Here is a 25980-nt window from a genome sequence, read left to right on the forward strand (position 1 = left end):
GGGAGCCTTCTACATGGCACGAGGACCGACCTCCGGACCGGCCCCCACCTGCGCGATCGGGGTGATGGCGAAAGCGCCGCGAAGCGGGCGCTCCAAGACGCGGCTGTGCCCGCCGCTGACCCTCGACGACGCAGCGGCTCTGAGCGCCGCCTTCCTGCGCGACACGACCGCCAACATCCAAGAGGCGGCCCGCGCCGCGCCGATTGCCGCCTACGCGGCTTTCGCGCCGCCGGGCGCGGAGGCTCTGGTGATCCCCCATCTTGCGCGGGGAACCGACCTCGTCCTGGCGGATGGAAGCGTCACAACCGCGGCGCAGGTCGAGGGCTTCGGCCGTTGCCTGCTGCAGGCCGTCCAGGGCATGCTGGCGCACGGTCACGCGGCGGCCTGCGTGCTGAGCTCCGACATCCCGACCCTGCCGACGCGGCTCCTGATCCAGGCGGCCCGGATCCTGCTCGAACCGGGCGAGCGGGGCGTGTTCGGCGCCTGCGACGACGGCGGCTACTACATCCTCGGCCTCAAGCAGGCCCATGCCCGCCTGTTCGCCGACATCGCCTGGAGCACCGACACCGTCGCCGAAGCGACCCGCGCCCGGGCGCGCGAGATCGGCCTCGATCTCGTCGAGCTGGAGCCCTGGTACGACGTCGACGACGCGGCCTCGCTCGCGCGGCTCGCCGCCGACAGGACCGGCTACGCGGCCCCGGCGACGCGCTCGGTCCTGGCGCGGCTCGCGCGCGCGTCGGAGTTGGTGCCGGCATGATCCGGCTTCTCGCCAGCCCCGCTCATCGGCTCGCGGCCCTCGGCCTCCTGCTTCTGGCCGTCACTGTCGGCGCGCTGGCGATCCAGGTGCCGGGCGCCGACACCGTCGGCGCGGCGCCCCAATCCAACGCCTTCATCGGCGTGGTCGCGGTCGGCCTCGCGGTCTACCTCCTCGCCGTGCGCCTCGTGTTGCGGGAGCGGCTGCCGCGCGCGGCCCTATGGACGATCCTCGGCATCGCCGTGCTGCTGCGGGCCGCTTTGCTGCCGGCGCTGCCGTTCCTGTCGACCGACATCTACCGCTACGTCTGGGACGGGCAGGTCCAGGCCGCCGGAATCAACCCCTACCGCTACATCCCGGCCGACCCCGCCCTCGAGCGGCTGCGCGACCCGGCGGTCTACCCGCTGATCAACCGCAAGGACTACGCTCGTACGATTTACCCGCCCGCGGCGCAGCTGGTCTTCGCCGCCGTCGGGCAGGTATCGCACAGCGTCACCGGGATGAAGCTGGCGATGTTGGGTTTCGAGGCCCTGGGCATGCTGGCCATGCTCGCGGTTCTGCGCGGCGCCGGCTTGCCTTCGGCCCGCATCCTGATCTACGCCTGGAATCCGCTGGCCCTGTGGTCCTTCGCGCGCGACGGGCACGTCGATGCCGTGGCGATCGGCCTCCTCGGCATCGCGTTGCTGGCCCGCACCCGTCGTCGGTACGGGCTCGCGGGCGCGCTCCTGGGCGCGGCGACGCTGGTGAAGGTTCTGCCTGTCGCGGTCGCGCCCGCCTTCGTCCGTGGAGGCCGGCTGTGGCGGCCTATGCTCGCCGGGGTGGCCGTGATCGCCGTCCTGTACCTGCCCTACCTCGCTGCCGGCCCGAACGTGTTCGGTTTCGCCGGCGGCTACGGGGCCGAGGAGGGCTACGACACCGGCGTGGGCTACTGGCTGCTCGCCGGTCTCGGGCATCTCGGGCTCAGCCCCCCGAGCCTGCTGCGGACCTACCTGGTCTGCGCCGGACTGACGCTCGCCGCCCTCGCGCTCCGGATCGCCTTCGGCCCGAACCGGCAGACCGCGCCCGACGCGGTCGCGCTGTGCCGCGATGCCGGGCTCCTCGCAGCCCTCACCACCTGCGCGGCGAGCCCACACTACGCTTGGTACTATCCCTGGCTGGCGCTGCCCGCGGTGGTCGCGCCGGCCCCGGCCCTGATCTGGCTCGGCTCGGCGCCGATCCTGTTCCTGATCGACCCGTTCGACGACCGCTTCCTGTGGCCGTCGCTGGTCTTCGTCCCGGCCCTCTTCCTAGCCGCCCGCTCCCTGCGGCAGGCCTGCACCGCACCCCTCTCCGCTCTCCCGGAAGGAACCGCACCATGACGGCCTCAGCCGCAGTGAAGGACCCGCGCCGCTACTTCGAGGCGGTCGGCCCCGACCGCGCCTCCGAGGCCTTGGCGCCGCCGGTCTGCCTCTATCTGGAGGTCACGAACCGCTGCAACCTGCTGTGCGAGACCTGCCCGCGCACCTTCGAGACCCTGGAGCCCCCGGCCGACATGAGCTGGGCGCTGTTCAGCCGGATCGTCGACCAGGTTCCGGACGTCGCCCGGGTCGTGCTCCACGGGGTCGGCGAGCCGATGCTGGTGAAGGACCTGCCGCGGATGGTCCGCTACCTCAAGGACCGCGGCACCTACGTCCTGTTCAACACCAACGGCACCCTGATGCAGCCGAGGCGCTTTCAGGAGCTGATCGATACCGGGCTCGACGAGCTGCGCGTCTCCCTCGATGCCGCCGACCGGGCCTCGTACCGCCGGGTGCGGGGCAAGGACTTCTTCGACCGCATCGTGCGCGACGTCGGCAAGTTCGTCGCGTTCCAGAAGGCGACCGGCGCCGCGACCCCCCGGGTCTCGCTCTGGCTCACGGGCCTCAAGGAGACCGTGGACCAGCTCCCGACCTTCGTGCGGCTCGCCGCCGAGATGGGCGTGACCGAGGTGCACCTGCAGCGCCTCGTCTTCGACGAGGCCGGGTACGGTATGGCCCGCGCCGACCTGTCGCTGTTCGAGAGCACCCAGGCGGCGGAGGCCGCCGCCATCGCCGAGGCCGAGGCCATCGGCCGTTCGCTAGGGGTGACGCTCGACGCCTCGGGCGCGACCGAGCCCGGAATCAGCCTGAAGCGTCAGGAGGACCGCGCCTGGGCCACCTGTCGGCGACCCTGGTCCCTGATGTACGTCACCGCCCACGGTCGGGCGCTGCCCTGCTGCATCGCGCCGTTCTCGGTGCGCGGCTATTCCAACTACACGCTGGGCGACGCCACGCAGGCCACGCTCCGGGAGATCTGGAACGGCGCGGCCTATCGCGACTTCCGGACGTCGCTCCTCTCCGACGTGCCGCCCGCCCCGTGCCGGAACTGCGGCCTGCGCTGGAGTCTCTGAGCGATGCATCCGGTCAGCATCGTCATCCCGACCCTGAACGAGGCCGAAGCGATCGGCGCGGTGATCCGCGAGATCCCGCCGGCCTACGCGGCGGACGTCGTCGTCGCCGACAGCGGCTCGACCGACGGGACGCAGGACGTCGCCCGGGCCGCGGGCGCCCGGGTGATCGAGGCCGGACGCGGCTACGGCCGGGCCTGCGCGCTCGGGGCGGCCGCGGCCGATCCGGCCTCGCGCGTGATCGTCTATCTCGACGGCGACGGCGCGGATCGCGGCGACCTGATCGACCGGATCGCCGGGCCGGTGCTCGCCGGCCGCCACGACCTCGTCCTCGCCTCGCGCACGCTGGGCAGCCGCGAGCCCGGATCGATGCTCTGGCACCAAGTGCTCGCCGGCCGGCTCGCCGGCCTCGGCATCGGCCTACGCTACGGCGTCCGATACACCGACATGTGCGCCTACCGCGCCATCGACCGCGCCGTGCTGCGGGCCCTCGCCCTGCGCGAGCCGACCTACGGCTGGAACATCGAGATGCAGATGCAGGCCGCGCGAGCCGGCCTGCGCATCCGCGAGGTGCCTATGCCCTACCGGCGCCGGTTGGGCGGATCCTCGAAGGTCGCGGGTTCGCTCGGTGGGACGATGCGGGCCGCCGCTCGGATCGGCGCGACCTACCTGCGCGTCGCCGCCGGCTCGGAGCGGCGCGCGTGAGGCCGGCGATGGCGCTCAAGGACGACGCTGCACCGGGCCTTTGGGCCGGCGCCCGGACGGAGGCGCCCGGCCCCGATACGGACCACGGGATCGCGCCCGCAGGGTCGTTCGCGCTGGCGGCGTACCTGGATCGCTGGTCGGCCTGCGCGCATCACGACCTCGCCGCCTCGGACTCGGAGCCGCTGTCGCTCGCCGCCTTGCTGCGCCTTGCCGGCCCGGAGGATCGTCGGCGCTGGCGGAGGGCCGACCTCGGCTACGCCGACCCGCGCGGCGCCTCCTGGCTGCGCGCCACGATCGCCGGCTGCTACCGCCGGCTCGCTGCCGACGACGTGCTGGTCAGCGCAGGGGCGCAGGAAGCAGTGGCCTGCGTGCTGAGTGCGCTGCTCGGTCCGGCCGATCACGCGGTGGTGGTGGTGCCGATCTACCAACCCTCGGAGCTCGTCGTGTCGCGGCTGTGCGCGGCCGATGGCGTCGCCCTCCGACCGGAACCGGCCTGGACCCTCGATCTCGACGGGCTGGTCGCCGCCATCCGGCCGAACACGCGGCTGGTGCTGATGAATTTTCCCAACAGCCCGACCGGCGCGTCGCTGGATCGAACGACTCTGGAGAGGCTGGTCGACCTCTGTCGCCGACACGGGCTCTGGCTCGTCAACGACGAGGTCTATCGCCAGACGGACCTCGACCCGGGCCGAGCCGTCCCACCCGTCGTCGACGTGTACGAGCGCGGGATCTCCATCAACGGGTTGTCGAAGGGCTTCGGGCTTCCGGGCCTGCGCGTCGGCTGGGCCGCCTGTCGCGACCGCGGGGCGCTCGACCGCGTCCTCGCGGTCAAGAGCCTGCTGTCGAGCTGCCTCGCCGGACCGAGCGAGATCCTGGCGCAGGTCGCGCTGCGGGCCGAGCAGCGCCTGACCGGCCGCGCCCGCGCGATCGGGCGGCGCAACCACCACCGTCTGCGTGCTCTGCTCGATCGCTACCCGAACCTGTTCGATCCGGAAGAACCGACGAATCTCGCCTTCGCCTGCCCCCGCTTCCGTGGGCGAGAGGGTGCGACCGAGTTCTCGAAGGCTCTCGCGTCCGAGGACGGCGTCCTCGTGCTGCCCTCCGCGTTGTGGCACTCGGCGCTGGCGCCGGTCCCCACGGACCGCCTGCGCCTCGGCCTCGGTCGCGTCGGCAGCGGCGCGGCGCTCGGGATCCTCGGGGATCATCTGCAGCGGCGCGCCGGCCGATGAGTGCCGAGATCGGACGCGACCGGAGCATCGAGCACCCCGGTTCCGTTCCTCCGGGCGCGGCCCCAGCCGCTTCCCCGAGGCTCACCGGGCTCGGCGGCCTATCCGCACCACCCACGGAGGCCGAACGCCTCGGCGCCTGCGACGTGGCGCCCGTCCCTGCCGCCCGGGCTTCGGGGCGCACGGAGATTCCGTTTCTTGCCCCCCTCGACGGAGACGCCGACGTCGCGATCCGGGCGCGGATGACCTCCGTCGCCGTCGCCGGAGGGCGGACGCTGTTCGAGGAGGGGGACGAGGCCGACGCCCTCTACACGCTCGTGAGCGGCGCGGTCGGCCTCTCGATCCGCGACCCGCGCGACGGCAGCGTGCGCCGCCTCATCCGACTCGCCCCTCCGGATACCGTGGGCGAACTCGCCCTGCTCACCGGCGAGCCGCGCTCGGTCACGGCAACGGCCCTGCGCGATACGCACCTCCTGCGGCTCTCCCGCGCGTCGTTCGAGGATCTGATCGCCGCCCATCCCGGGACGCTGCTCTATTTCGCCCGGATCCTGGCCGCGCGGCTGCGCACCGCCCATACGGGCGTGACCCTGAGCCATGCGCCGCGGAGCTTCGCCGTCCTGGCGGTGACCGAGGGCCTCAAGGCGACGGCCTTCGGCGAGCGGCTGGCGCAGGCCCTCGATGCCGCGCTGCCGGGGCGGACCGGCTGCCTCTCCGAATGGCCCCCCGAGGCCGACGAGGCGTGGTTCCACCGCTACGAGCAAACGCACGACCGCACGGTCTTCGTCGCCCACCAGATCGACTGCCCCTGGTGCCGGCTCTGCCTGCGCCACGCCGACCACGTCCTGTTGCTGGCCGAGCCAGGCGCGCCGCCACGGCCCGGCGCCGCGGACTATCTCGCTTCGATCCGCTCCGACTGGATCCGCATGGACCTCGCCGTGGCGCAGCCCGCCGAGGCGCGCCTGCCGCGCCCTCTGCATCCCGACGTCGCCGCGCTGCCCTTCTCCCTGCGGCTCCAGGTTCGCGAGAACCACGGTGGCGACTTCGCCCGGCTTGCCCGGATCGCGTCCGGCCATGCCCGCGCCCTCGTCCTCGGCGGCGGCGGCGCCCGCGGCCTCGCCCATCTCGGCGTTCTGCGGGCGCTCGGCGAGGCCGGGCTCGACATCGATCTCGTCGGCGGCACCAGCATGGGCTCGATCCTGGCCGCCAGCGTCGCCCTTGACTGGAGCCTCGACGCGATCGAGACCCACACGGTGGCTTCCTTCGTCGGACGCAACCCCCTCGACGACTACACCCTGCCGTTCCACGCCCTGACGCGCGGGGCCAAGGTGGATGCGGGGTTGGCCGAGCGGTTCGGCGATGCCCGCGTCGAGGATCTCTGGCGCCCGTTCTTCTGCGTGTCCTCGAACCTCACGACCGGCACCGCAATGGTCCACTGGGCGGGCCCCCTCGACCGGGCGATCCGCGCCAGCATCGCCATTCCCGGCCTGCTGCCCCCGGTGGCGAGTGCGGACGGCATCCTCGTGGACGGCGGCATGATGAACAACCTGCCTGCCGACGTGATGGCCGATCTCGACCGCGGGCCGGTTCTCGCCGTGGATGTCGGCAGCGACGCCGCCTTCCAGGTCATGCCGCGGCAGGGCCGGAGCGCGCAGGCGTTCCGGCGCCTCCTCGGCATCTCGGACCAGCTCCCCGGCATCGCGCACCTGCTCCTGCGCTCCGCGATGGTGTCGAGCGACGCCCAGACCATGGCGGCCGTCACCCGGGCTGCGGTCCTGCTCAAGCCCTCCTTGGCCGGGGTCGATCTGCGGGCGTGGTCGAGCTTCGAGACGACGGCCGAACTCGGCTATCGCTGCGCCCGGGAAGCGCTGGAGTCGGGCCGCCTGGGAGCCTGGACATGAGCCGCTCCGATGTTCGGGCAGGCGCAGATCCCGACCGACCGGTCATCCGCACATCTCTTCGGAGCCCCTGAATGCGTGTCGTGGTCGATCTCAACCGCTGCCAGAGCTACGCGCAGTGCTGCTACGCCGCCCCTGAGCATTTCGAGGTGCGCGGTCACGAGATCCTGTTCTACGATCCGGCGCCGCCCGAGGCGAAGAGGTCGCAGGTCGAGCGGGCGCAGCAGGCCTGCCCCGTCCGGGCCATCGCGATCGAGCCCGCCGGACTCGCCGAGGGTGACGAGCCGTGACGGACGGGCAGCGACCGGGCATCGTCGTGGTAGGCGCCTCCCTCGCCGGCCTGCGGGGCGCGGAGGCGTTGCGGGACGGCGGCTATGACGGCCCTCTGACCCTGGTCGGGGACGAGCCGCACCGGCCCTACGACCGGCCGCCTCTGTCCAAGCACGTCCTGGCGGGCGAGCTTCACCCCGACGCGACCGCACTTCCGCAACTCACCCGTCTGCGCGCGCAGTGGCGGCTCGGCCTGCCGGCCGTCGCCCTGGACCGGGACCGCCGGGTGGTGCGCCTCGCCGACGGCGCGACGCTTCCCTACGAGACGCTCCTGATCGCCACCGGCGCCAGGGCGCGGCCATGGCCCGGAGAAGGCGCCGATCTCGCCGGGATCTTCACGATCCGGACCCTGGAGGATGCCCGCTCCCTGCGGAGCGCGCTGGCGCTGCGGCCGAGCCGCGTCCTCATCGTCGGCGCCGGCCTGATCGGCTGCGAGGCCGCCTCCTGCTGCCGCGATCTCGGCCTGGCGGTGACGCTCGTCGATCCCAACCCGACGCCGCTCGCCCGCCTCCTCGGGACGGTGATCGGGGCCACACTCGCCGGGCGGATGCGGGCTTCCGGAGTGGACCTCCGCCCGAACGTCAAGGTGGTGGCCTTCTCCGGCGAGGATGGACAAGTCCGCCGCGCCCACTTGGCGGGTGGCGCGGACATCGCGACGGATCTCGTCATCGTCGCCCTCGGCGCGACGCGCGACACGGGTTGGCTCGCCGCGGCCGCCCTCGTCGCCGACCCGGGAGGCCTGACCTGCGACGCGGCCTGCCGCGCCCTGACCACGACGGGGGAGCCCGATCCCGCCATCTACGCGGCCGGCGATGTCGCGCGCTGGCCGAACCCACTCACCGGCGGCCGCTTGGTGACCGTCGAGCATTGGGGCAACGCGGTGGACCAGGCCCGGCACGCGGCGGCGAACATGCTTGCTCCGCCCACGGGCCAGGTCGAATACCAGCACGTGCCTTCCTTCTGGTCGAGCCAGTTCGGTCTCAACATCAAGCTCGCCGGCCTGACCGAGGGGGCGGAGGCGCTCGCGATCGTCCAGGGATCGCGGGCCTCGCACCGGTTCCTCGCCGTCTATGGCCGGGCCGGGCGAACCGTCGCGGCCCTCTCCTTCGATCAGGCACGCTGGCTTCCCGCCTATGCCGAGGCCGTGGCTGACGGGGCGGCCTTCCCGCCGATCCTCGGCGCCACCGACCAGCCGCGGATCGAGACCCTGGAGCCCGGCTTTCCCAGCCCGCGGCGATCCTCCGGCCGATCGGTTACGGCTCTGGAGACGGCCCATGCCTGACGAGACGCTGTTCGCGCAGGTTCTCGATCCGAGAAACAGGGCGAACCCCTATCCCCTCTACGCGCGCTTGCGCGAGACGCCCGTGTCCCGGCAGGCGGACGGCAGCTACGTCGTCAGCACCCATGCCGCGCTGAAGAGCCTGATTTTCGATCCCCGGCTGAGCTCGGAAGACCTGCCGCCCTCGCGGCGACCCAGAACGGGCAACCCTCTGAAGGACTGGATCCTCAACCCGATCCGGAATCGGGTGGTCAACGGCCATCGCCCGCTGATCTTCCGCGATCCGCCCGACCACGACACCCTGCGCGGTTTCGTGATGAAGGAGTTCACGATCGCCCGGGTGCGGGAATCTCACGCCAAGGTTGCGAAGCTCGTGGATGCCCTGATCGACAAGTGCCACGGCCGCGACACTGTCTGCTTGGTGGAGGACCTGTCCTATCCGCTGCCGGTGGCCGTCATCTGCGAGCTGCTCGGCGTGCCCGAGGCCGATGAGGCGCAATTCCACGTCTGGGCGATCCGCCTCGCGACGGCCCTGGAGCCCGACGTGCGCCACGACGAGGCGGGGCGGCGGGAGATCGCCGCAACCTTCGACGCGATCTCCGACTACATGCGTCGGCTGATCCGCGAGAAGCGCCGCCATCCGGCCGACGACATGCTCAGCGGGCTCGCCGCCCACGGTGGCCGGGGCAGCGCGGCCATGGGCGACATAGACCTGATCTCGACGGCGATCCTGCTCCTCGTCGCGGGTCACGAGACGACGGTGAATCTCATCACCAACAGCATGCTCACACTGCTCAGGCATCCGGAGGAGCTGCGAAAGCTGAAGGCCGACCCCGAGCGGGCACCCCGCGTGATCGAGGAGATGCTGCGCTACGAGCCCCCCGTCCATTTCCGCACCCGCAAGGCGCTCGGCGCCATCGCGGTGGCGGGAACGACGATCCCGCCGGGATCGTCGGTGGTGCTGCTCTTTGCGGCCGGAAACCGCGACCCGGCGCGGTTCGAGCAACCGGACCGGTTCGATCCGGACCGGACGGACAACCAGCATTTCGGGTTCGGCGGTGGCCTCCATTACTGCGTGGGCGCGCCCCTCGCGCGGATCGAGGCCGAGATCGCCCTTGTCACGCTCTGCCGGCGCCTCATCGCACCGAGGCTCCTGGACGACCCGCCGCCTTACCGACCGGGCGCTTCCCTCCGCGGTCCACAGCACCTCGGCATCGCCATAGCGGGGATCGCGTGATCCTACAGGCGCGAACGGTTATGAGACGATGGCGAGAGCCAAGCGCGGTCGTCTTGCGGAGCGGGGTACGTCAGCTCTGGACTTGCGTCGGTCTGGATGCTGCTCGTCGTTACGTCTGGATCGAGGAGCCGGGAGCGGTCCTCCTTCATCTGCGCGCCGAACCAGCCGGCGATGGACGACTTCAGCGACGCGGTGTCTCCCCCGCAGGATAAGACACCGGAGCCGGGGGGCCCGATCGTCAGGACGGGATGGCGCGGGTGATCGGCAGTGCGGTGAGGCGCCCGGGCCTCAGGAGCAGTGCTACGAGGCCTGTCCAGCCCGTCTGATGCATCGCGCCGAGCCCTGCGCCGGTATCGCCGTGGAAGTACTCGTGAAACGGGATGCAGTCGCACACATGCGGATCGTCGGCGAGAGCGCCATAGGAGGCGAGCACCGGCCGGCGTCCATCTGGCCCGCGCAGGAATAGCCTGCAGAGGCGCTCGCTCAACTCGTCGGCGATCTCGGGCAGGCTGAGATAACGGCCGGAGCCGGTCGGGCACTCGAAGCGGGTGTCGTCGCCATAGAACGTCCCGAAGCGGTCGAGCGCCTCGATGAGGAGGATGTTAATCGGCATCCAGACCGGACCGCGCCAATTCGAGTTGCCCCCGAACGTGGCGGTCGTCGATTCCGCTGGTTCGTAGTCGACGGAGTAGCGGGCACCGCTCCAATCGAGAACGAACGGGTGCTCGGCATGCGCCTTCGACAGAGAGCGAATACCGTGGTCGGAGAAGAGCTCGGTCTCGTCGAGCATCCGCGCCAGAAGCGCCTTCATGCGGTGCCGGCGCAGCAGCGAGAGCAGCATCCGGTCGCCGCCCGGGCCGGGCGGCGGTCCCTCACCCTCGCCTTGGCTCCAGTGCGAGACCAAGGCGGCGAGGTCGGGACGGTTACGCAGCATCCACTCGGCCCGGCGCGCGAAGCCGGGGAATCGGTCGCGCAAGGAAATGTCGAGCACCTCGACGGCGCAAAGCGGGATCAACCCGACCAGCGAGCGGACGCGCAACGGCAGCATCTTGCCGTCGGGCAGGTTCAGCACGTCGTAGAAGAATTCATCCGCCTCATCCCAGAGGCCGACCCCGCTGCCGCCGATGTCGGTCATCGCCTCGGCAATGTAGAGGAAGTGCTCGAAGAACTTGGTCGCGATGTCCTCGTAGACCGGGTCCTCGGCGGCCAGTTCAAGGGCGATCCGCATCAGGTTGAGCGTGTACATCGCCATCCAGGCGGTGCCGTCGGCCTGGTCGATGGTGCCGCCGGTGGGCAGCGGCGCCGAGCGGTCGAAGATGCCGATGTTATCCAGTCCGAGGAAGCCGCCCTGGAAGACGTTGCGCCCGTCCGCGTCCTTCCGGTTCACCCACCAGGTGAAGTTCAGCATCAGCTTGTGGAACACCCGCTCCAGGAATGTCCGGTCGGGTCGCCCGGTGAGCGCGGCGTCCATCTGGTAGACGCGCAACGCCGCCCAGGCATGAACCGGCGGGTTCACGTCGCCGAAGGCCCACTCGTAGGCCGGCAGCTGGCCGTTGGGGTGCATGTACCACTCGCGCGTCAGCAGCACGAGTTGGCCCTTGGCGAATTCTGGGTCAATCAGCGCGAAGGTCACGCAGTGGAAGGCGAGGTCCCAGGCCGCGTACCAGGGGTATTCCCAGGTGTCGGGCATCGAGACGATGTCGGCGTTGTTGAGGTGCGCCCACTCGCTGTCGCGTCCGTGTCGCCGCTCCGCTGGGGGCTCCGGCTGCGTCGGATCGCCCATCAGCCAGCGGCGCACGTCGAAGTGGTAGAATTGCTTCGACCAGAGCATGCCGGCCAGGGCCTGGCGCTGGACGAGGCGTGCGTCGGGGTCCGTCATGTCGCGTTGAAGGGCGGCGTAGAAGGCGTCGGCCTCCGCGACCCGACGCGCGAACACCGCCTCGAAACCCGCGTCGTCGAGACCCGGCGCGTCGGCCGGGGACAACCGGTAGCGCAAGACGATCGTCTCGCCGGCCATCAGCGTGTGGCGGCTCAGCGCCGCGCACTTGGTGCCCTCGTGGAGCGGGTTCACCCGCGTGCGGGTTCCCGCCACCACATCGTCGTTGATCGCGTCCTTGGGGTGGTACGATCCGCTCACGCCGAACAGGCGAGCAGTGTTGGTCTCGTTCTCGCAGAACAGGAACTCGGCCGGCTGTAGGGCCCTGAACAGCCGACAGGGACCCGCGGCGCGGGTCGCCTCGACGCTTGGCCCCTCGACGAGCCGGAGGAGCGGCCGCTTCGGATCCTCGCGCCACGACCACGTGTTGCGCGACCACAGATGGGGCAGGACGTGGATTTCGGCCGCTTCCGGCCCGCGATTGACGACCGAGACCCGCATCAGCACGTCGTCGGGGGCGGCCTTGGCGTACTCGACCGTGACGTCGAAGCAGCGGTTCTCCGCCAGTACACCGGTGTCGGCGAGCTCGTACTCGGGCATGTCGCGGCCCTTGCGCCGTCGGTTCTCGGCCACGAGCTCGGCGTAGGGAAACGCCGCGTGCGGGTACCTGTAGAGCATCCGCATGTACGAGTGCGTCGGCGTGCCGTCGAGGAGCCAGTAGAGTTCCTTCATGTCTTCGCCGTGGTTGCCCTCCTCGTTGGTCAAGCCGAACATCCGCTCCTTGAGGATTGGGTCCCGCCCGTTCCAGAGGGCCAGCGCGAGACACCAGAGCTGCTTGTCGTCGCTGAACCCGGCGATGCCGTCCTCGCCCCAGCGGTAGGCCCGCGAGCGCGCGTGATCATGGGGCAGGTAGTCCCAGGCGGTGCCGTCCCGGCTGTAATCCTCGCGGACCGTCCCCCATTGCCGCTCGGCGAGATACGGTCCCCAGCGGTGCCACCCGTCCGCGGCACAGGCCCGAAGACGGCGTCCTTCCTCGGTCTCGAACAGGTGGGATGCGTTCGGGCCCTCAGGCATTGCGGTCTCCCTCAGAACGCTTTGAGGCCGAGCATCCGGCGCAGGCGGATATATTCGCCAAGCGACCAGGCCTGGAACGGGCAGCCGCCGGGTCGATAGGGCGCATCGCCGTCGGCGACTTCGCTGACATGACCGAGGCCGGCCTCGCCGAGGTGCTGCTCCAGCGGCGGCAGAAAGCGAGCCCGCCCCTCCGTCAGGGCCGCCTCGCTGCGGCCGCGGACCGAGAGCCACGCGTCGACGAAGGGACCGAGCAGCCAGGGCCAGACCGTGCCCTGGTGGTACGCACCGTCTCGCGTCCGCGCGTCGCCCCCGTAATGACCGGCATAGGCGGGATCGTCCGGCGACAGGGTGCGCAGGCCGAGCGGCGTCAGAAGCCTGTGCTCGACCGCATCGACGACGGATTTGGCGAGCTCCCCAGTCAGGAGCGGAAACGGGAGACCGCCGACGCAGAAGATCTGGTTCGGACGCACCGCCGCATCGTGCGTGCCGGGGACGTGGTCGACATCGACGACGTCGAATAAGCCACCCACCGGGTTTGGAAATTTCTGCGCGAAGCTCGCTCGCGCCGCGGTCTCGGCCTCGGAGAAGCGCGGCTCCCACAGCGTCGCCGCGATGTGGAGGGCGTTGATCCAGAGGGCCTGGATCTCGACCGGCTTGCCGATACGGGGCGTGACCACCCAATCGCCGACCTTGGCGTCCATCCACGTGAGTTGCCATCCGGGCTGACCGGCCGCGATCAGACCATCCGCATCGGCCCGGATGCCGAAACGGGTACCGGCAGCGTAGCCATCGAGGATCGCGAGGCAGGCTGTACGCAGAGCTGGCTCGGACTGGACGGAGCGCCCAACCAGCCTGCAGGCTGCCAAGAAGTCGTACACGCTGACCACGTACCAGAGCGAGGCGTCGACGGAATTGTATTCCGGTACCTCGCCGGAATCCGGGAAACGGTTGGGCATCATGCCCTCGCTGACGACGCCCGCCCAGGCTCTGAGGATGCTCTCCGCGGTGTCGAGTTCGCCGGTCGCCAGCAGCAGGCCGCGCAGCGCGATGAAGGTGTCACGCCCCCAATCCGTAAACCAGGGGAAGCCTGCCACCAGGGTACTGCCCCGTCCTCGATCAACCCGGTAGCTCAGGGCACTTCGGCGAAGATCCGGACCGGCCCGCGTCGCGCGCGCCGCGGCGATCATCCGGTCAGCCAAGGCTCGGACGCGGACCGGCCCGCTCTCGCCAGCGCGTAGCAGCATCAGCCCGGGCTCGGGCCCCGCGAGATCGAAGCGAAAGCTGCCGGGCGCGGCGAGATCCTCGACGCAGTCGAGTCCCCGCGCCCGCTCCGCCGCGTAGAGGAACTGGCGATACCAGTCCGGTTCATGTCGATAGGTGCCCGTGGTCAGGGCGGAGATCGCCGGTCGATCCGGATAGGGATGCCACGTGACGCAGGTTCCGGTCTCCGCGCCGCCGATTTGTGGCTTGAAGTCGAAAGCGGGATTTGCGGTTTGCAGGCTGTGATAGTCCCGTCCCGAGAGCAGCGGGACGACGACGAGCGTGCAAGGACCAGCGCCTGAGATCCGCCGCCATCGCAGCAGCGTGTCGCAGGCATCGGGATCAACCAAGATCTCCTGGGTGATCTCGGTGCCATCCGGCAGGCCGAATGTCCATGACGGCCAGGGCTCGTGAGTGAAGCTCGTAATTCGCTCAAAACCGCGCGGATGGATCACGTCCGGCAGGTAGCGCTGGGCGCTGAGATCGGTGTGTCCGGCCGCGGTCTCGATCCAGGCCTCGATGCCGTTGACGAGCACCGTCCGCCCGGTCGGCGGATTCGCCGCCGTGAGCAGGAGCGCGTGGTAGCGGCGTGTCCGGACGCCCGAAACGGTGCCCGAGGCGAAACCGCCGAGCCCGTCGGCCTCCAGCCACTCGAACGCCTCGCCCGGCAGGGGTATCGCGTCAGGCATCCCGGTGTCCCGCTCCGTCCGCGCGGCATCCGGCGTGCGCAGCCGCACGCGGATCCGGCCTCCTGCAGGCACTCAGGATCATGGCGCGATCGACGCGCCGCGGAGAACCTCGATGTTCGATCCAGCCCGCGCCCTTCCTCCGATCGTCGGCGCGATCGCGGCCTTCTTCAGCCTGATGGTCGTCGCCTTCGTCTGAACGCTTCCCGCTCCAAACCACGTAGGGACAAAGATCATGACCCGCCCCGCTTTCGCCGCCATCGCTCTCATCACCTTCGCTGCGTTCCCGGTCAGTGCCGCGCCGGTCGACCATTTGCCGGCCGCGGTCGGCTCGGCATCGACGATGCCACAGGCGCTGTTCCGCCAAGTGACGTCGAACGGTACGACGAAGCCGGGGGGCTCGGCCCTCGACGGGCGCAGTGGGACCACCGCGGCGCTCGACCGGAAGAGTCGCGCTCTGCACAACCTGATCGCGACCTCGATCTGTACCGGTTGCTGACCGGCGCTCACCGCGATGCCTCCCGCAGGGCCGCCACGAGTTCGTCCTCGCGGGCGGCGTCGAGGGGCGGAGGCGGGAGCCGGCCGAGAGCGTCGCGCGTGAGCGCGATCTGCCGCACGAAACGCCGGCAATTCCTGCAGGTCGCGAGATGAAGCCGGATGCGCCATCGAACGCGTCCGGACACCTCCGCGTCCACGAACGCGCCTGCCTGCTCCGCCGCCTCTCGACACCGCATCCGATCATCCTCGCCCGTTCCGCTCGTCACGCTCGCGCCGCGTCGCGGGTCAACGCCTCGAACACCCGTCGGATCTTCAGCCTCGCTCGATCGAGCAGCACGCGCTGACGCGCCTCGCCGAGGCCGAGCAACTCCTCCGTCTCGCGCGGGCCGAAACCCTCGATGTCGCGATGCCGGATCACGGCGGCCTCGTCCGGCGGCAGAGCGGCGATGGCCGCCTCGACCGCTTGCCAGACCTGCCGCCCCGCGAGCCCGCGCTCCAAGTCGATCTCGCTCCAGTGCCAGGGCGCCTCACGCCAGTGGCCGTCGGCGAGGAAGGCATCGGCGTCGAAACCGGATCCCTCGTCCTCGTCATGCCGTGGCGTGAGTTCCGCGAAGGTCGCGGTGCGCCTGGCGGAGACCGAGGCCTTGCGCGCGATGTTCAGGACGATCCCGGTCAGCCACGTGCGCAGCGACGAGCGCGCCTCGAATCCCGCGATGTTGCGCATCACCGCGATCCAGGCCTCCTGCACCGCCTCCTCCGCCGCCTCCCGCGTCAGGTGTGCGCCACGGGCGATCGCCACGAGCCGCACGTGATAGCGCCGCACGAGGATCCGGAAAGCGGCCTCCTCGCCGAGCCGAAGCCGCGGAAGCAGCAGGTCGTCGCTCGGTTCCAGATCGGCCGTCATCACCGGATCAGCCTGGCGCATCACGGGTCAACCTGATGTCGACCTCGCGCTCGACGAAGGTCCACTCGCGGGTAGCGCGTAGCGCTGCGACGAGCGCCTCGAAGGCTACCTCGTGCTCCGGCGGGAACTCGAACCACGTCAGGAAATCGAACGGCTCGCCGAGGTCACGACTGTGGTGGAGTCGCCGTGCGATCGCCGGCAGGTAGCCGAGGCCGATGCTCGTGTGGTGCGAGGTTTCCTCGAAGATCGCCCGGCGCTCGTCCTGAGCCAGCTCCCACCAGCGCGCCGACTTCCTGATCGGGATCAGGGCGGCCCGCGTCGCCGAAGGTCGATCGAGAGGTGGCTGCACGGCGCGTAGCCGCTGCGCCTCGTTGCTGGTTGTATAGCGCAGATTGCTCACCACCCCGCGCAAGCGCCAGATCGTGCCGGTCGAAGGACCGGTCCGCTGTCCCATGTTGCCGATCGGAAGGCTGACGGAAAGGCGGGTTGCGCTGGGCAGACGCTCCCCAAGCGGCGACTCCGCGCGCGTCACCCGCCAAGGGCCTGCATCGCCACCCGCGAACTCGATCAGGTCGATCATTCCGCCATCCTCTCGGTAAAGGCCGCTTCGCTTGCAAGGCTCGCCGCGTTACACAGTCGAAGGCAGTCAACATCTTCCCCGCCCTGAAGGACGAGGATTTTCGGAGACCGTGAGATCTCGTGCAGTTGACGCTTCATAGGGCCGCTGATGCAAACCCTCCACGTTGAGCAAAGGTGTGTTCCATCTCCGACGAATATCAAACGCCGCGTTCGTGTCGGCAAGAACGTGGCGAGAAGGATAGGTCGGAGAAGGTTTCATTTGTCGAGGCACCATTTCTATCGGGTGGGCCAGATCCTGTGTTTCGTGCCGATCCGCAGCGGCGATGATCGGGCCCTTGCCTGCGGCGAGGCGGGCAGTGTACGCGGCGCGTCGTCTGGGACTGCGCCCTCGACCGGGACTTGTCACCCGGCCGAGTGGGCTGCTTGAGGGGGTGAAACAGCCGGGAGACCGATAGGAGCACCTGATGCATTCCACACCGCAATCCGGATAGCCAAGAAACTCGTGGGCTCGTCACCCGGTGCAACGCCGGATGGGACGCACCGGGCCGTACGCGCCCATGAAGGGAGCGCATCAGGTCATGGCTTATCGGATCGGCTAAGGTCCGCGCGCTCGCTCCGCCCGTCGACGCAGACTTCGACCACCGCGATCCTGGTCCCGTTCCGTAGGATCGACGGTGGAAGGTTCGCGAAGACGCCGGCGTCGAAAGATCGGTCGACGACCCGCTCATCGGCCTTCCGCGGATACGTCCTCGCGAATCGGCCATCGGCATGGTCCCCGACCGTGCACACGACGAGGACCGCCGCAAACGCGTGGATCCGCGAGTCGGGCACTTGTACGACATCCCGACTCTCGTCGCTCATTCAAACGACCGATGATCGACCAGTTGCGGAAACTTTCCCTTCGAGCCGAGGTAAGGCCAAGCCCTTCGAACGCTCTCAACCGGCGCCAGAGATCCGTGCGTCCTGCAGAAATTCTCTTCTCAGGTAGTCGATGGCTGCCCGCACCTTGAGCGGAACGAACCGGCGCGACGGGTAGACGGCCTGCATCGGCAACGGCATCGGCCGGTGAGCGGGGAGGATGATCTTCACCCGTCCCGTCTCGATCTCGTCGCGGAACGCCCAGATCGGCACGACGCCGATGCCGAGGCCCGCGATGACGCCCTCGCGCACCCCTTCCGAATTGTTGACCCGGAAACGACCCGCGACGTCGACTGAGACGGGTCCATCCGGGCTCGTGAACGACCAGCGGTGGCCGGCGACGAGACGCGTGTAGACGATGCAGTCATGGGCGGCGAGGTCGCCCGGGCACGTGGGTTCGCCGCATTTCGCGAGATAGGCCGGGGCGGCGACCGTGACGCGCCGCGTGATCCCGATCCGTTTCGCGACGAGGCCCGGATCGGTGATCTCGCCGACCCGGATCGCGAGGTCGATCGCCTCCTCGACCAGGTCGGAGAAGGCGTCGTTCATGATGAGATCGACGCGGATGTCCGGGTAGCGCTCCGCGAACAGCGCAAGGCGCGGCACGACGTGCAGACGCCCGAACACGACCGGCACGGTGAGTCGCAGCGTTCCGGACGGCCGGCCCTTGCGCCTGCCGACCGCGGCTTCGGCCTCGGCCAGCGTCTCGAGCGACCGCAGGGCGTGTTCGTAGAAGACGCGACCGTCCTCCGTCACGGCGAGCGCGCGGGTCGTGCGGGTGATGAGCCGCGTGCCGAGATGCTGTTCCAGCGAAGCCACTTGCCGGCTGATCGTCGGCTGGGTGGTACAGAGCTCGGCCGCCACGGCGGTGAAGCTGCCGGCCTCCACGACCCGCACGTAGGTCCGCATGGCCGTGATCAGGTCGTTCATCCATACCGTCCCCGTATCGTCCGGAGCTCCGACACCCCGTAGCCGACCGCGGCGGACCGGTCACCGATGACTGCCGATCGAGGCGGTGGATTCCGGCGGGCGACGACGCCCGCGAGACCGACGCATCCTTCGGCACGCGCCGCTCGCTCGCGCCGCCACGGTCCCCGTCGCCACGGTCCCCGTCGCCACGAGCGCCCAGGATCTTCCAGCACGTACTCATACAGGTCGCGTATAGATCCTATTCCCGCGTCACCTCTTCTCACGACTCCCGGTTGTCCGCACGCTGGTTGCAAAGGGGAGACCCTCATGACTCCGGATGCACGGCACCATACGGCCCAGGTCAACGGCATCCGGATGCACTACCTCGACGCGGGTGCGGGCCCGGCCGTGCTGCTTCTGCACGGCTATCCGGAGACGCATTTCGCGCGGCGCCATCAGTGGCCCGTCCTGGCCGAGCGGTATCGAATCATCGCTCCGGATCTGCGCGGCTATGGCGCGACCGACAAGCCCGATACGGGATACGACAAGCGGTCGATGGCGGGAGACGTCCGGGCCCTGATGGCGCATTGCGGCATCGGGCGTGCCGCCCTCGTCGGTCACGACCGCGGCGCCCGTGTCGCGACACGGTTCGCCAAGGACTACCCGGAGGCCATCGACCGCCTCGTCGTGATCGACAACATACCGACGCGCGTGGTCTTCCAGGCCACGGACGCGCGGCTCGCCAAGCTCTATTGGTTCTTCTACTTCCAGCAGGTGCCGCATCTTCCGGAGGCGCTGGTCGCAGGGCGCGAGGAGATGTTCCTGCGGCACTTCTTCGATAGCTGGTCCTACGCGCCGGGTGCGATCGGCGAGGAGGCGGTGGCGGAGTACGTCCGCGCCTATTCTCGGCCCGGCGCCTTCCGCGGCGCCTTCGCGGACTACCGGGCAGGACCGGTCGACCTCGCGCAGGACGAGGCCGACGCCGACCGGCTGATCGCGTGCCCGACCCTCGCGATCTGGGGCGCCGACTTCGACCTCGTGGGCCGGACCTTCGACGTCCTGGCCGTGTGGCAGGGCATGGCCGGAGACGTGCGCGGCGTCGCCATTCCGCAATGCGGGCACCTGCCTCCAGAGGAGCGGCCCGACCGCGTCAACGCGGAACTCCTTGCCATTCTCGAGCCGTGGCGGGGCTGACCATGACAAGGCGGAAGGTCGTCGTCACCGACCACGTATTCCCGAACCTGGAGCCCGAACGCGCAATCCTCGACGGCTTGGCCGATCTGGTCGTCGCGCCGTCCACGGACCCGCAAGCTCTGCTGGAGGTCTGCCGCGATGCCGACGCTCTGCTGAACTGCTACGCGAGGCTTCCGCCGACCCTCGTCCAGCAACTGGAGCGCTGCGCGATCATCGCGCGCTACGGCATCGGCGTGGACACGATCCCGCTGCCCACGACGCGGGACAAGGGCATCCGGGTGACCAATGTCCCGGACTACTGCATCGAAGAAGTCGCCGATCACACCCTGGCGCTGATGCTGGCGCTCGCCCGCGGGCTGGTCCGCGGGATCGACCAGACCCGCGCGGGCGTGTGGAACGTGGCCGCCGTCGCGCCTCTCCACCGCCTCCGCGGACGCACGCTCGTCCTGCTCGGGTTCGGGCGCATCGCGCGCGCCCTGGGCCTGGACATCCTCGTGTGCGACCCGTTCGTCCCTCAGGACCCGATCGCGGGGCTGGGGGCCCGCCGCGTCGAACGCGACGAGGCCTGGGAGGCGGCCGACATCCTCTCGCTCCACGTGCCGCTGGAGGCCGAGACGCACCACGTCGTCAACGCCGAGAGCTTGGCGCGGCTGAAGCCCGGGGCCCTCCTCGTCAACACCTCCCGCGGCGGCCTCGTCGACCTTCCCGCAGTGTGCGCGGCGCTGGCATCGGGGCGATTAGGCGGCGCCGCGCTTGATGTCCTCGAGACCGAGCCGCCGACGGCGGAGACTTGGATCGGGACCGTTCCCAACCTCATCGTGACGCCGCACCTCGCCTTCTACTCGGAGGAATCGCTGGTCGATCTCCAGAGGCGCACCGCCGAGGAGGTGGCCCCGGCGCTGCGCGGCGAGCCAGCCCTCAATCCCGTCCACTGATCGCAGGAAGGCACCGTCATGGACCTGACCATCCACACCCCCGGGACCGCGCCCGAGCGGTCGAAGCCGATCGCGGCCGACTCGCTCGAGCGCTACGGCTTCCTGCCGAACCTGCACGGGATCATGGCCGAGTCGCCGGTTATGTACGAAATCTATCGGCAGACCGGCGCGACCTTTGCCAGGCGCACCCTGTCCGTGCTCGAACGCCAGATCGTCCTGCGGGCGATCGACTACGAGAACGAGTGCCATCACTGCATGGCGGTGCACTCGCCGATCGCCACGCGCGAGAGGATTCCCGGGGCAATCCTGTCCGCGCTGCGCCACGGCGACCCGCTGGCCGACCCGAAGCTCGAGACGCTGCGCAGCTTCGCCGCCGCCATGACCCGGACTCGCGGCCAAGTCGGGCAGGCCGAGCTCGATCGCTTCGAAGCGGCGGGCTACACGCGGGAGAACCTGATCGAGGCGATCGTCGCCATCGGGTACGAGGTGCTCGGCAACGACATCGATCACGTCGCGGCCACGCCCCTCGACGCGGCGTTCGAGGCCTACGCGTGGAGCAAGCCCGAACCCGTCCAGCAGGCCGACGCGGCCTGAATGGCGCGGTGGAACGGGTCCGATGGCGCTGAAGCTCTACGATCTCGCGGCGGCCGACGAGCGCGTCCGGTTCAGTCCGTTCGTCTGGCGCGTGCGTCTGGCGCTTGCGCACAAGGGCCTCTCGGCTGACACGGTGCCGTGGCGCTTCACCGACAAGGCGACCATCGCCTTCTCGGGCCAGGATCGCGTTCCCGTCCTAGTGGACGAAGGCGCGGTGATCGTCGATTCCTGGTCGATCGCCTGTCATCTCGACGCCAAGTATCCCGACCGGCCGTCCCTGCTGGGTCCGCGCGAGGCCCGAGCCGGGATCGTGTTCGTCAGGAACTGGTGCGACGGGGTCGTGATTCCCGGGATCGGGCGCCAGATCGTGCTGGACGTCTGGACCATCCTGCACGAGCGCGACCAAGAATACTTCAGGCGCACGCGGGAGGCGCGGTTCGGGGCGACGCTCGAGGCGGTCGCGGCGGGCGCCGATCAGGCCCTGCCCGCCTTCCGGGCCTCCCTCGAGCCGCTCCGCGCGACCATCCGGTCGCAACCCTTCCTGGGGGGCGAGCGCCCGAACTTTGCCGACTACATCGTATTCGCCGCGTTCCAGTGGGCTCGATGCTCGTCGCCGCGCGGACTCCTGGCGGCGGACGACCCGGTCGCGGCCTGGCGCGACCGGTCGCTCGCCCTCTTCGACGGCCTGGCTGCGAGGGCGGCTCGCGCCCACCTCTCCAACGAAGGATCGGATTCTCCGCCATGATCGACGTGCATTTCTGGACGACCCCGAACGGCTACAAGATCCTGCTGGCGCTGGAGGAGGCTGGAGCGGCCTACCGGATCGTGCCGGTCAACATCAGCGAGGGCCGGCAGTTCGAACCCGACTTTCTGCGCATCTCCCCGAACGGCCGCATGCCGGCCATCGTCGATCACGCGCCGGCCGACGGCGGCGAGCCCGTTCCGGTCTTCGAGTCCGGCGCGATCCTGATCTACCTCGCCGAGAAGCTCGGCGGCCTGATGCCCGACGACCGGCGCAGCCGCAAGACCACGCTGGAATGGCTGATGTGGCAGATGGGCGGGCTCGGCCCCATGCTCGGCCAGAATCACCATTTCAGCCACTACGCGCCCGAGCGCATTCCCTATGCGATAGAACGCTACGTCAAGGAGACGTCGCGCCTCTACGGGGTCCTCGACGAGCGATTGGCCGATCGCCCCTTCATCGTAGGCGACGCATACGGCATCGCCGACATGGCGGCCTACCCGTGATGCCTGCTGTGGGAACGGCAGGGTCAGCGGATCGAGGAGTACCCGAACGTCCGCCGTTGGCTCGATGCCCTGGCGGTGCGCCCCTCCGTGCAGCGCGCCTACGCGGCCGGTAAGGCCGTCAACTCGACTCCGACCGTCACCGAGGAGTCGAAGGCCATCCTGTTCGGCCAGGGACGCCGCGGCGGCTGAGCGCCGCGACCACGCTTCCGAAGCCCGAGCGTCACGACACGGGGAGGACGACCATGACCGGACGGTTCGGCGCGCGCGGCCGCGCCGCCGCGTTCCGCGCGCTCGCGGCGGCCCTCGTCCCGACCGGTGCTCCGGCCGCGGAGGCCTTCTCCGACGGCGTCGTCAAGATCGGTGTGCTCGGCGACCGATCGAGCGTCTACGCGGACAAGTCGGGCGCGGGCTCGGAGCTGGCCGCCCGCATGACCGCGGAGGAGGCGGCGGCGCTGTTGCCCGGGGTCGCCATCCGGATCGTCGGCGCCGACCACCAGAACAAGCCCGACATTGGACTTGCCTCGCAAAAGTGGAGAGCTCTTTTCCTGAAGGAGGAGGGTTCCGATGTCAGACCGGAAGCAAACCTTTACCCCTGAGTTTCGTGCCGAGGCGGTGCGACTGGCGCAGACGAGCGGGCGGTCCCGCCGGGAAGTCGCCGCCGATCTAGGCGTCGGGCTCTCGACGCTGCGCAACTGGATCGACGGCCGACGTGAGCGGGAGATGGACCACCCGCCGGCGGAACGGCAGGAGGACATGGCCGCCGAGCTCAAGCGCCTGCGCCGCGAGAACGAGGTGCTGCGCCAGGAGCGGGAGATCCTGAAGCGGGCCACGGCTTTTTTCGCCAAAGAGGGAAGTCGATGAGGTTCCGCCTCGTCGACGCGGCGAAGAAGGACTTCCCGGTCGCGCGCCTGTGCAAGGTCCTCGACGTCAGTCCGAGCGGCTACTTTGCCTGGAAGAATCGTCCGGCTTCGGCACGGCAGCGCGAGGACCTCGTGCTGCTTGCCCATGTTCGCTCCGCCTTCACGCTCTCGCACGAGACGTATGGCAGCCCGCGCATGACGCATGAGTTGCGCGAGCAGGGCTTGGCGGCAGGCCGGCGACGCGTGGCCCGGCTGATGCGGGAGAACGGGCTCAAGGCCCGCCAGCCGCGCCGCTTCCGACGCACGACGGACAGCGGCCACGCCTTCCCGATCGCGCCCAACCACCTCGACCAGGACTTCACGGCGGCTGGGCCGGATCGGAAGTGGGGGAGCGACATCTCCTACATCTGGACGCGGGAGGGCTGGCTGTACCTGGCGGTGGTCCTCGACCTGTACTCTCGACGGGTCGTGGGCTGGGCGGTGGGCGACCGTCTTCACAAGGAGCTCGCGCTGACTGCGCTGCGACGTGCCCTCGTCGTCCGGCAGCCCGGACCAGGTTTGCTGCATCATTCCGACCGCGGCAGTCAGTACTGTGCGAATGAGTATCAGGCGGAACTACGAGGACATGGCATCGTGATTTCGATGTCTGGCAAGGGGAATTGCTTTGACAACGCGATGGTCGAGACGTTCTTCAAGACGCTGAAGAGCGAACTGGTCTGGCGCACCGCCTTCCAGACGCGAGCCGAGGCCATCGACGCGCTGGCCCGTTACATCGATGGCTTCTACAATCCCCGACGCCGTCACTCGGCGCTCGGCTTCACCAGCCCCACCCAATTCGAAAGGGGCATCGCCCACCACACCGCTCTCCACTAAACTGAAGCAAGTCCAATCGCGGATGCCCGTGTTCAGACCTTGCCCGCCGGCCGGGCTGTTGAGGTGCGCGGCGTCCCCCGCCAGCAGCACGCGCCCGCTCCGGAAATGAGGCGCCACGCGCTCGTGCTTGCGGTAGGCCGAGGTCCACACCGTCTTCCGCCAGGCCCCCTCGCCGAACAGAACCTCTGTCAGCTCTCGCGCGTGATCGGCGAGCTCGGCGTCCGTCAGCGTGTCGGGAATGCCCTGCTCGATCAAGCGCCATATCCGCGGCGCATACCGGATCGACATAAGGAGCGACGGGCGATCGGGCTCGGCGAGCCACCCGTCCGCGGTGTCCGCCTCCTCGCTCACCTCGACATCGGCAAGGACGGCTCGAGTCGCGTAGGTCTTACCCTGCAACTCCCAGCCGAGCTGCTGCCGAACGCTGCTGTGGGAACCGTCCGCCCCCACGAGGAATCGCGCCTCGACGACGCTCTCGACGCCTTCCCCTTCGCGAAGACGAACATGCACGCACCCGCCGGCCTCATCGTCCTCGAATCGAACGAACGAGCATCCCATACGCAGCTCGATCCTGTCGTTGCGCTGGGCGTGCTCGAAGAGGACGCGCTCCGTGCGGTTCTGAGGGATGGCGAGCAAGTAGTTACACTGCGTGATCGGGTCGTAGGTTCCGAAGTCGAAGTCGATGAGGGTCTTGCGGTCTGACGCGCGGCGCAGCCGGAGGTGGGACGACTGCTCGCCGCTGACGATCAAATCCTCGACCACGCCGAGCGACCGAAAGATTTCCAGCGTCCGTGGAAACAGCGCGATTGCGCGGGAGTGAGTGTCCAGCTCCCGCTTCTGATCGACGACGATGCTCCTGACGCCCCCTCTTCGCGAGGCCGAGAGCGAGCGTGAGGCCAACGGGGCCGGCGCCGCAGATAAGGACTTCGGTGCTTTGAGGAAGGGACGACACGATGATCTCCTCGGATCATTGCCACGGCGCCGCGACCCGCTATGTTGTCAGCGACAACACACAACTGGGAGCCTTTGTAGGCTGTGTCAACATTGGATCGCGAATCCTGCTGCCCATCCGGCGCGCGGCGTTACCATCACGGTAACCTGCGCGATGCGCTGCTCGAACGGGCGGCCGAGGTGATAGGTGCGGAGGGAATCGAGGCGCTGAGTCTGCGGGCGCTCGCCCGCGACCTCGGCGTCTCGCACGCTGCACCCGGCAGACACTTCCAGACCCGGACGGACCTCCTCGCCGCGCTGGCGGAGGACGGCGTGGACAGGCTGATCGCGGCGACTGAGTCGGCGATGGCCGCATCGGGCGGTGATCCGGTCGAACAGCTTCGCTCGCTCGCCAGCGCCTATCTGCAATGGGCCAACGAACACCCCGCACACTACAACGCGGTCCGGAACCCGGAGGTCGTCCGATGCGCGAGCCCGGGCCTTAAGGCCAAGATGATGCGGTTCGCCGAGAAGCAGAGGGCAACTTTGCGGCAGGCGCAGGCCGCAGGATGGATGGTCGAGGTGGACCTCGACCTCCTGATGTTCCAGTTCGTGGCGACCCTGGTCGGGTCGGCCACGGTGATCTCCGATCCGCTCTATCGTGAGGTGCTCGGACCGATCTGCGCGCCCGACCGCGTGGGTGACATCGTCGAGCGCGCCTTCCCCCGGATGACGGCATCGCCCCGATTCGGCGAGCAGGCCAGGACGCGCGGCTGAGCAGCACCGGCATTGCGCGACCAGGTCCCGGAGAA

General features: G+C 69.6%; 23 protein-coding genes and 2 pseudogenes. 18 read left to right on the plus strand and 7 right to left on the minus strand.

Going from position 1 to position 25980, the window contains the following annotated elements:
• Window positions 1–13 precede the first annotated feature (13 nt).
• The 9 genes from PQI07_RS27705 (at window position 14) to PQI07_RS27745 (ending at window position 9830) form a co-directional block, all read left to right on the plus strand.
• Window positions 14–757, plus strand: coding sequence for a TIGR04282 family arsenosugar biosynthesis glycosyltransferase (locus tag PQI07_RS27705; RefSeq protein WP_043378332.1), 744 nt, complete (start codon window positions 14–16; stop codon window positions 755–757).
• Entirely contained in the window at window positions 754–2112 is a 1359-nt protein-coding gene (locus PQI07_RS27710) for an MptA/MptB family glycosyltransferase (RefSeq protein WP_043378335.1), read from the plus strand. Before PQI07_RS27705 ends, PQI07_RS27710 begins: the two co-directional genes overlap by 4 nt.
• Window positions 2109–3161: a radical SAM protein gene (locus tag PQI07_RS27715; RefSeq protein ID WP_043378338.1), complete on the plus strand. Its 1053-nt coding sequence runs from the start codon at window positions 2109–2111 to the stop codon at window positions 3159–3161. The genes PQI07_RS27710 and PQI07_RS27715 overlap by 4 nt, the downstream gene beginning before the upstream one ends.
• Window positions 3162–3164: 3 nt before the next feature.
• Window positions 3165–3863 (plus strand): glycosyltransferase family 2 protein, encoded by a 699-nt coding sequence (locus tag PQI07_RS27720; protein WP_043378343.1) that lies wholly within the window; start codon window positions 3165–3167, stop codon window positions 3861–3863.
• Complete coding sequence (locus PQI07_RS27725) at window positions 3860–5092, plus strand: pyridoxal phosphate-dependent aminotransferase (protein ID WP_230365906.1); 1233 nt, start codon at window positions 3860–3862, stop codon at window positions 5090–5092. The genes PQI07_RS27720 and PQI07_RS27725 overlap by 4 nt, the downstream gene beginning before the upstream one ends.
• A 239-nt stretch (window positions 5093–5331) precedes the next feature.
• Complete coding sequence (locus tag PQI07_RS27730) at window positions 5332–6987, plus strand: patatin-like phospholipase family protein (protein ID WP_210274612.1); 1656 nt, start codon at window positions 5332–5334, stop codon at window positions 6985–6987.
• Between the two features lie 71 nt (window positions 6988–7058).
• Window positions 7059–7274 carry a ferredoxin gene (locus tag PQI07_RS27735; RefSeq protein ID WP_043378346.1) on the plus strand — a complete coding sequence of 72 codons (216 nt, stop codon included), beginning with the start codon at window positions 7059–7061 and terminating at the stop codon, window positions 7272–7274.
• Complete coding sequence (locus tag PQI07_RS27740; protein ID WP_043378349.1) at window positions 7271–8596, plus strand: NAD(P)/FAD-dependent oxidoreductase; 1326 nt, start codon at window positions 7271–7273, stop codon at window positions 8594–8596. The genes PQI07_RS27735 and PQI07_RS27740 overlap by 4 nt, the downstream gene beginning before the upstream one ends.
• Window positions 8589–9830: a cytochrome P450 gene (locus tag PQI07_RS27745; RefSeq protein WP_043378352.1), complete on the plus strand. Its 1242-nt coding sequence runs from the start codon at window positions 8589–8591 to the stop codon at window positions 9828–9830. Before PQI07_RS27740 ends, PQI07_RS27745 begins: the two co-directional genes overlap by 8 nt.
• 238 nt (window positions 9831–10068) lie before the next feature.
• On the opposite strand, the gene PQI07_RS27750 is transcribed toward PQI07_RS27745, so the two are convergent.
• Together PQI07_RS27750 and PQI07_RS27755 are read right to left on the minus strand one after the other, a co-directional pair.
• On the minus strand, window positions 10069–12780 hold the full coding sequence (locus PQI07_RS27750) for an MGH1-like glycoside hydrolase domain-containing protein (RefSeq protein WP_043378355.1): 2712 nt from the start codon (window positions 12778–12780) through the stop codon (window positions 10069–10071).
• An 11-nt stretch (window positions 12781–12791) separates the two neighbouring features.
• Complete coding sequence (locus PQI07_RS27755; RefSeq protein WP_051975920.1) at window positions 12792–14729, minus strand: amylo-alpha-1,6-glucosidase; 1938 nt, start codon at window positions 14727–14729, stop codon at window positions 12792–12794.
• A 232-nt stretch (window positions 14730–14961) separates the two neighbouring features.
• Between PQI07_RS27755 and PQI07_RS27760 the strand changes: the two genes are divergently transcribed.
• Window positions 14962–15225, plus strand: coding sequence for a hypothetical protein (locus PQI07_RS27760; protein ID WP_043378358.1), 264 nt, complete (start codon window positions 14962–14964; stop codon window positions 15223–15225).
• Between the two features lie 7 nt (window positions 15226–15232).
• Here PQI07_RS27760 and PQI07_RS27765 read toward each other — a convergent pair whose 3' ends face one another.
• The 4 genes from PQI07_RS27765 to PQI07_RS27780 all read right to left on the minus strand — a co-directional run bounded on the left by PQI07_RS27765 (window position 15233) and on the right by PQI07_RS27780 (window position 18555).
• A complete protein-coding gene (locus tag PQI07_RS27765; RefSeq protein ID WP_043378361.1) occupies window positions 15233–15460 on the minus strand; it encodes a zf-HC2 domain-containing protein in 228 nt (75 codons plus the stop codon).
• A gap of 26 nt (window positions 15461–15486) precedes the next feature.
• Window positions 15487–16149, minus strand: a complete 663-nt coding sequence (locus PQI07_RS27770) for a sigma-70 family RNA polymerase sigma factor (protein ID WP_230365905.1) — start codon at window positions 16147–16149, stop codon at window positions 15487–15489.
• Window positions 16136–16708 carry a chlorite dismutase family protein gene (locus tag PQI07_RS27775; RefSeq protein WP_043378364.1) on the minus strand — a complete coding sequence of 191 codons (573 nt, stop codon included), beginning with the start codon at window positions 16706–16708 and terminating at the stop codon, window positions 16136–16138. Before PQI07_RS27775 ends, PQI07_RS27770 begins: the two co-directional genes overlap by 14 nt.
• Window positions 16709–17643: 935 nt before the next feature.
• On the minus strand, window positions 17644–18555 hold the full coding sequence (locus PQI07_RS27780; protein ID WP_043378370.1) for a LysR family transcriptional regulator: 912 nt from the start codon (window positions 18553–18555) through the stop codon (window positions 17644–17646).
• Window positions 18556–18861: 306 nt separating this feature from the next.
• Between PQI07_RS27780 and PQI07_RS27785 the strand changes: the two genes are divergently transcribed.
• From PQI07_RS27785 to PQI07_RS27815, 7 genes and pseudogenes are all read left to right on the plus strand, one after another.
• Window positions 18862–19728, plus strand: coding sequence for an alpha/beta fold hydrolase (locus PQI07_RS27785; protein WP_043378372.1), 867 nt, complete (start codon window positions 18862–18864; stop codon window positions 19726–19728).
• Between the two features lie 2 nt (window positions 19729–19730).
• Window positions 19731–20663 carry a C-terminal binding protein gene (locus PQI07_RS27790; protein ID WP_043378923.1) on the plus strand — a complete coding sequence of 311 codons (933 nt, stop codon included), beginning with the start codon at window positions 19731–19733 and terminating at the stop codon, window positions 20661–20663.
• Between the two features lie 18 nt (window positions 20664–20681).
• Window positions 20682–21257, plus strand: a complete 576-nt coding sequence (locus PQI07_RS27795; protein WP_043378376.1) for a carboxymuconolactone decarboxylase family protein — start codon at window positions 20682–20684, stop codon at window positions 21255–21257.
• Window positions 21258–21279: 22 nt separating this feature from the next.
• Complete coding sequence (locus PQI07_RS27800) at window positions 21280–22002, plus strand: glutathione S-transferase family protein (RefSeq protein WP_051975893.1); 723 nt, start codon at window positions 21280–21282, stop codon at window positions 22000–22002.
• Window positions 21999–22694 (plus strand): annotated as a pseudogene (locus tag PQI07_RS27805) (glutathione binding-like protein). Before PQI07_RS27800 ends, PQI07_RS27805 begins: the two are co-directional and overlap by 4 nt.
• A 53-nt stretch (window positions 22695–22747) precedes the next feature.
• A complete protein-coding gene (locus PQI07_RS27810; RefSeq protein ID WP_043378379.1) occupies window positions 22748–23101 on the plus strand; it encodes an ABC transporter substrate-binding protein in 354 nt (117 codons plus the stop codon).
• Window positions 23070–24238 (plus strand): IS3 family transposase gene (locus tag PQI07_RS27815; RefSeq protein WP_089231281.1). Its coding sequence is split into 2 segments (ribosomal slippage): window positions 23070–23337 and window positions 23337–24238, totalling 1170 coding nucleotides; the frame shifts between segments, so codons are not numbered across the junction. Before PQI07_RS27810 ends, PQI07_RS27815 begins: the two co-directional genes overlap by 32 nt.
• A 69-nt stretch (window positions 24239–24307) precedes the next feature.
• Here PQI07_RS27815 and PQI07_RS37925 read toward each other — a convergent pair.
• Window positions 24308–25138, minus strand: a pseudogene (locus PQI07_RS37925) (FAD-dependent oxidoreductase); the annotation flags it as partial.
• Between the two features lie 135 nt (window positions 25139–25273).
• Between PQI07_RS37925 and PQI07_RS27825 the strand changes: the two are divergent.
• Window positions 25274–25945, plus strand: coding sequence for a TetR/AcrR family transcriptional regulator (locus PQI07_RS27825; protein ID WP_081948533.1), 672 nt, complete (start codon window positions 25274–25276; stop codon window positions 25943–25945).
• Window positions 25946–25980: the final 35 nt, after the last annotated feature.

The organism is Methylobacterium sp. 092160098-2, assembly GCF_028920805.1.
In the GTDB taxonomy this organism is placed as follows: domain Bacteria; phylum Pseudomonadota; class Alphaproteobacteria; order Rhizobiales; family Beijerinckiaceae; genus Methylobacterium; species Methylobacterium fujisawaense.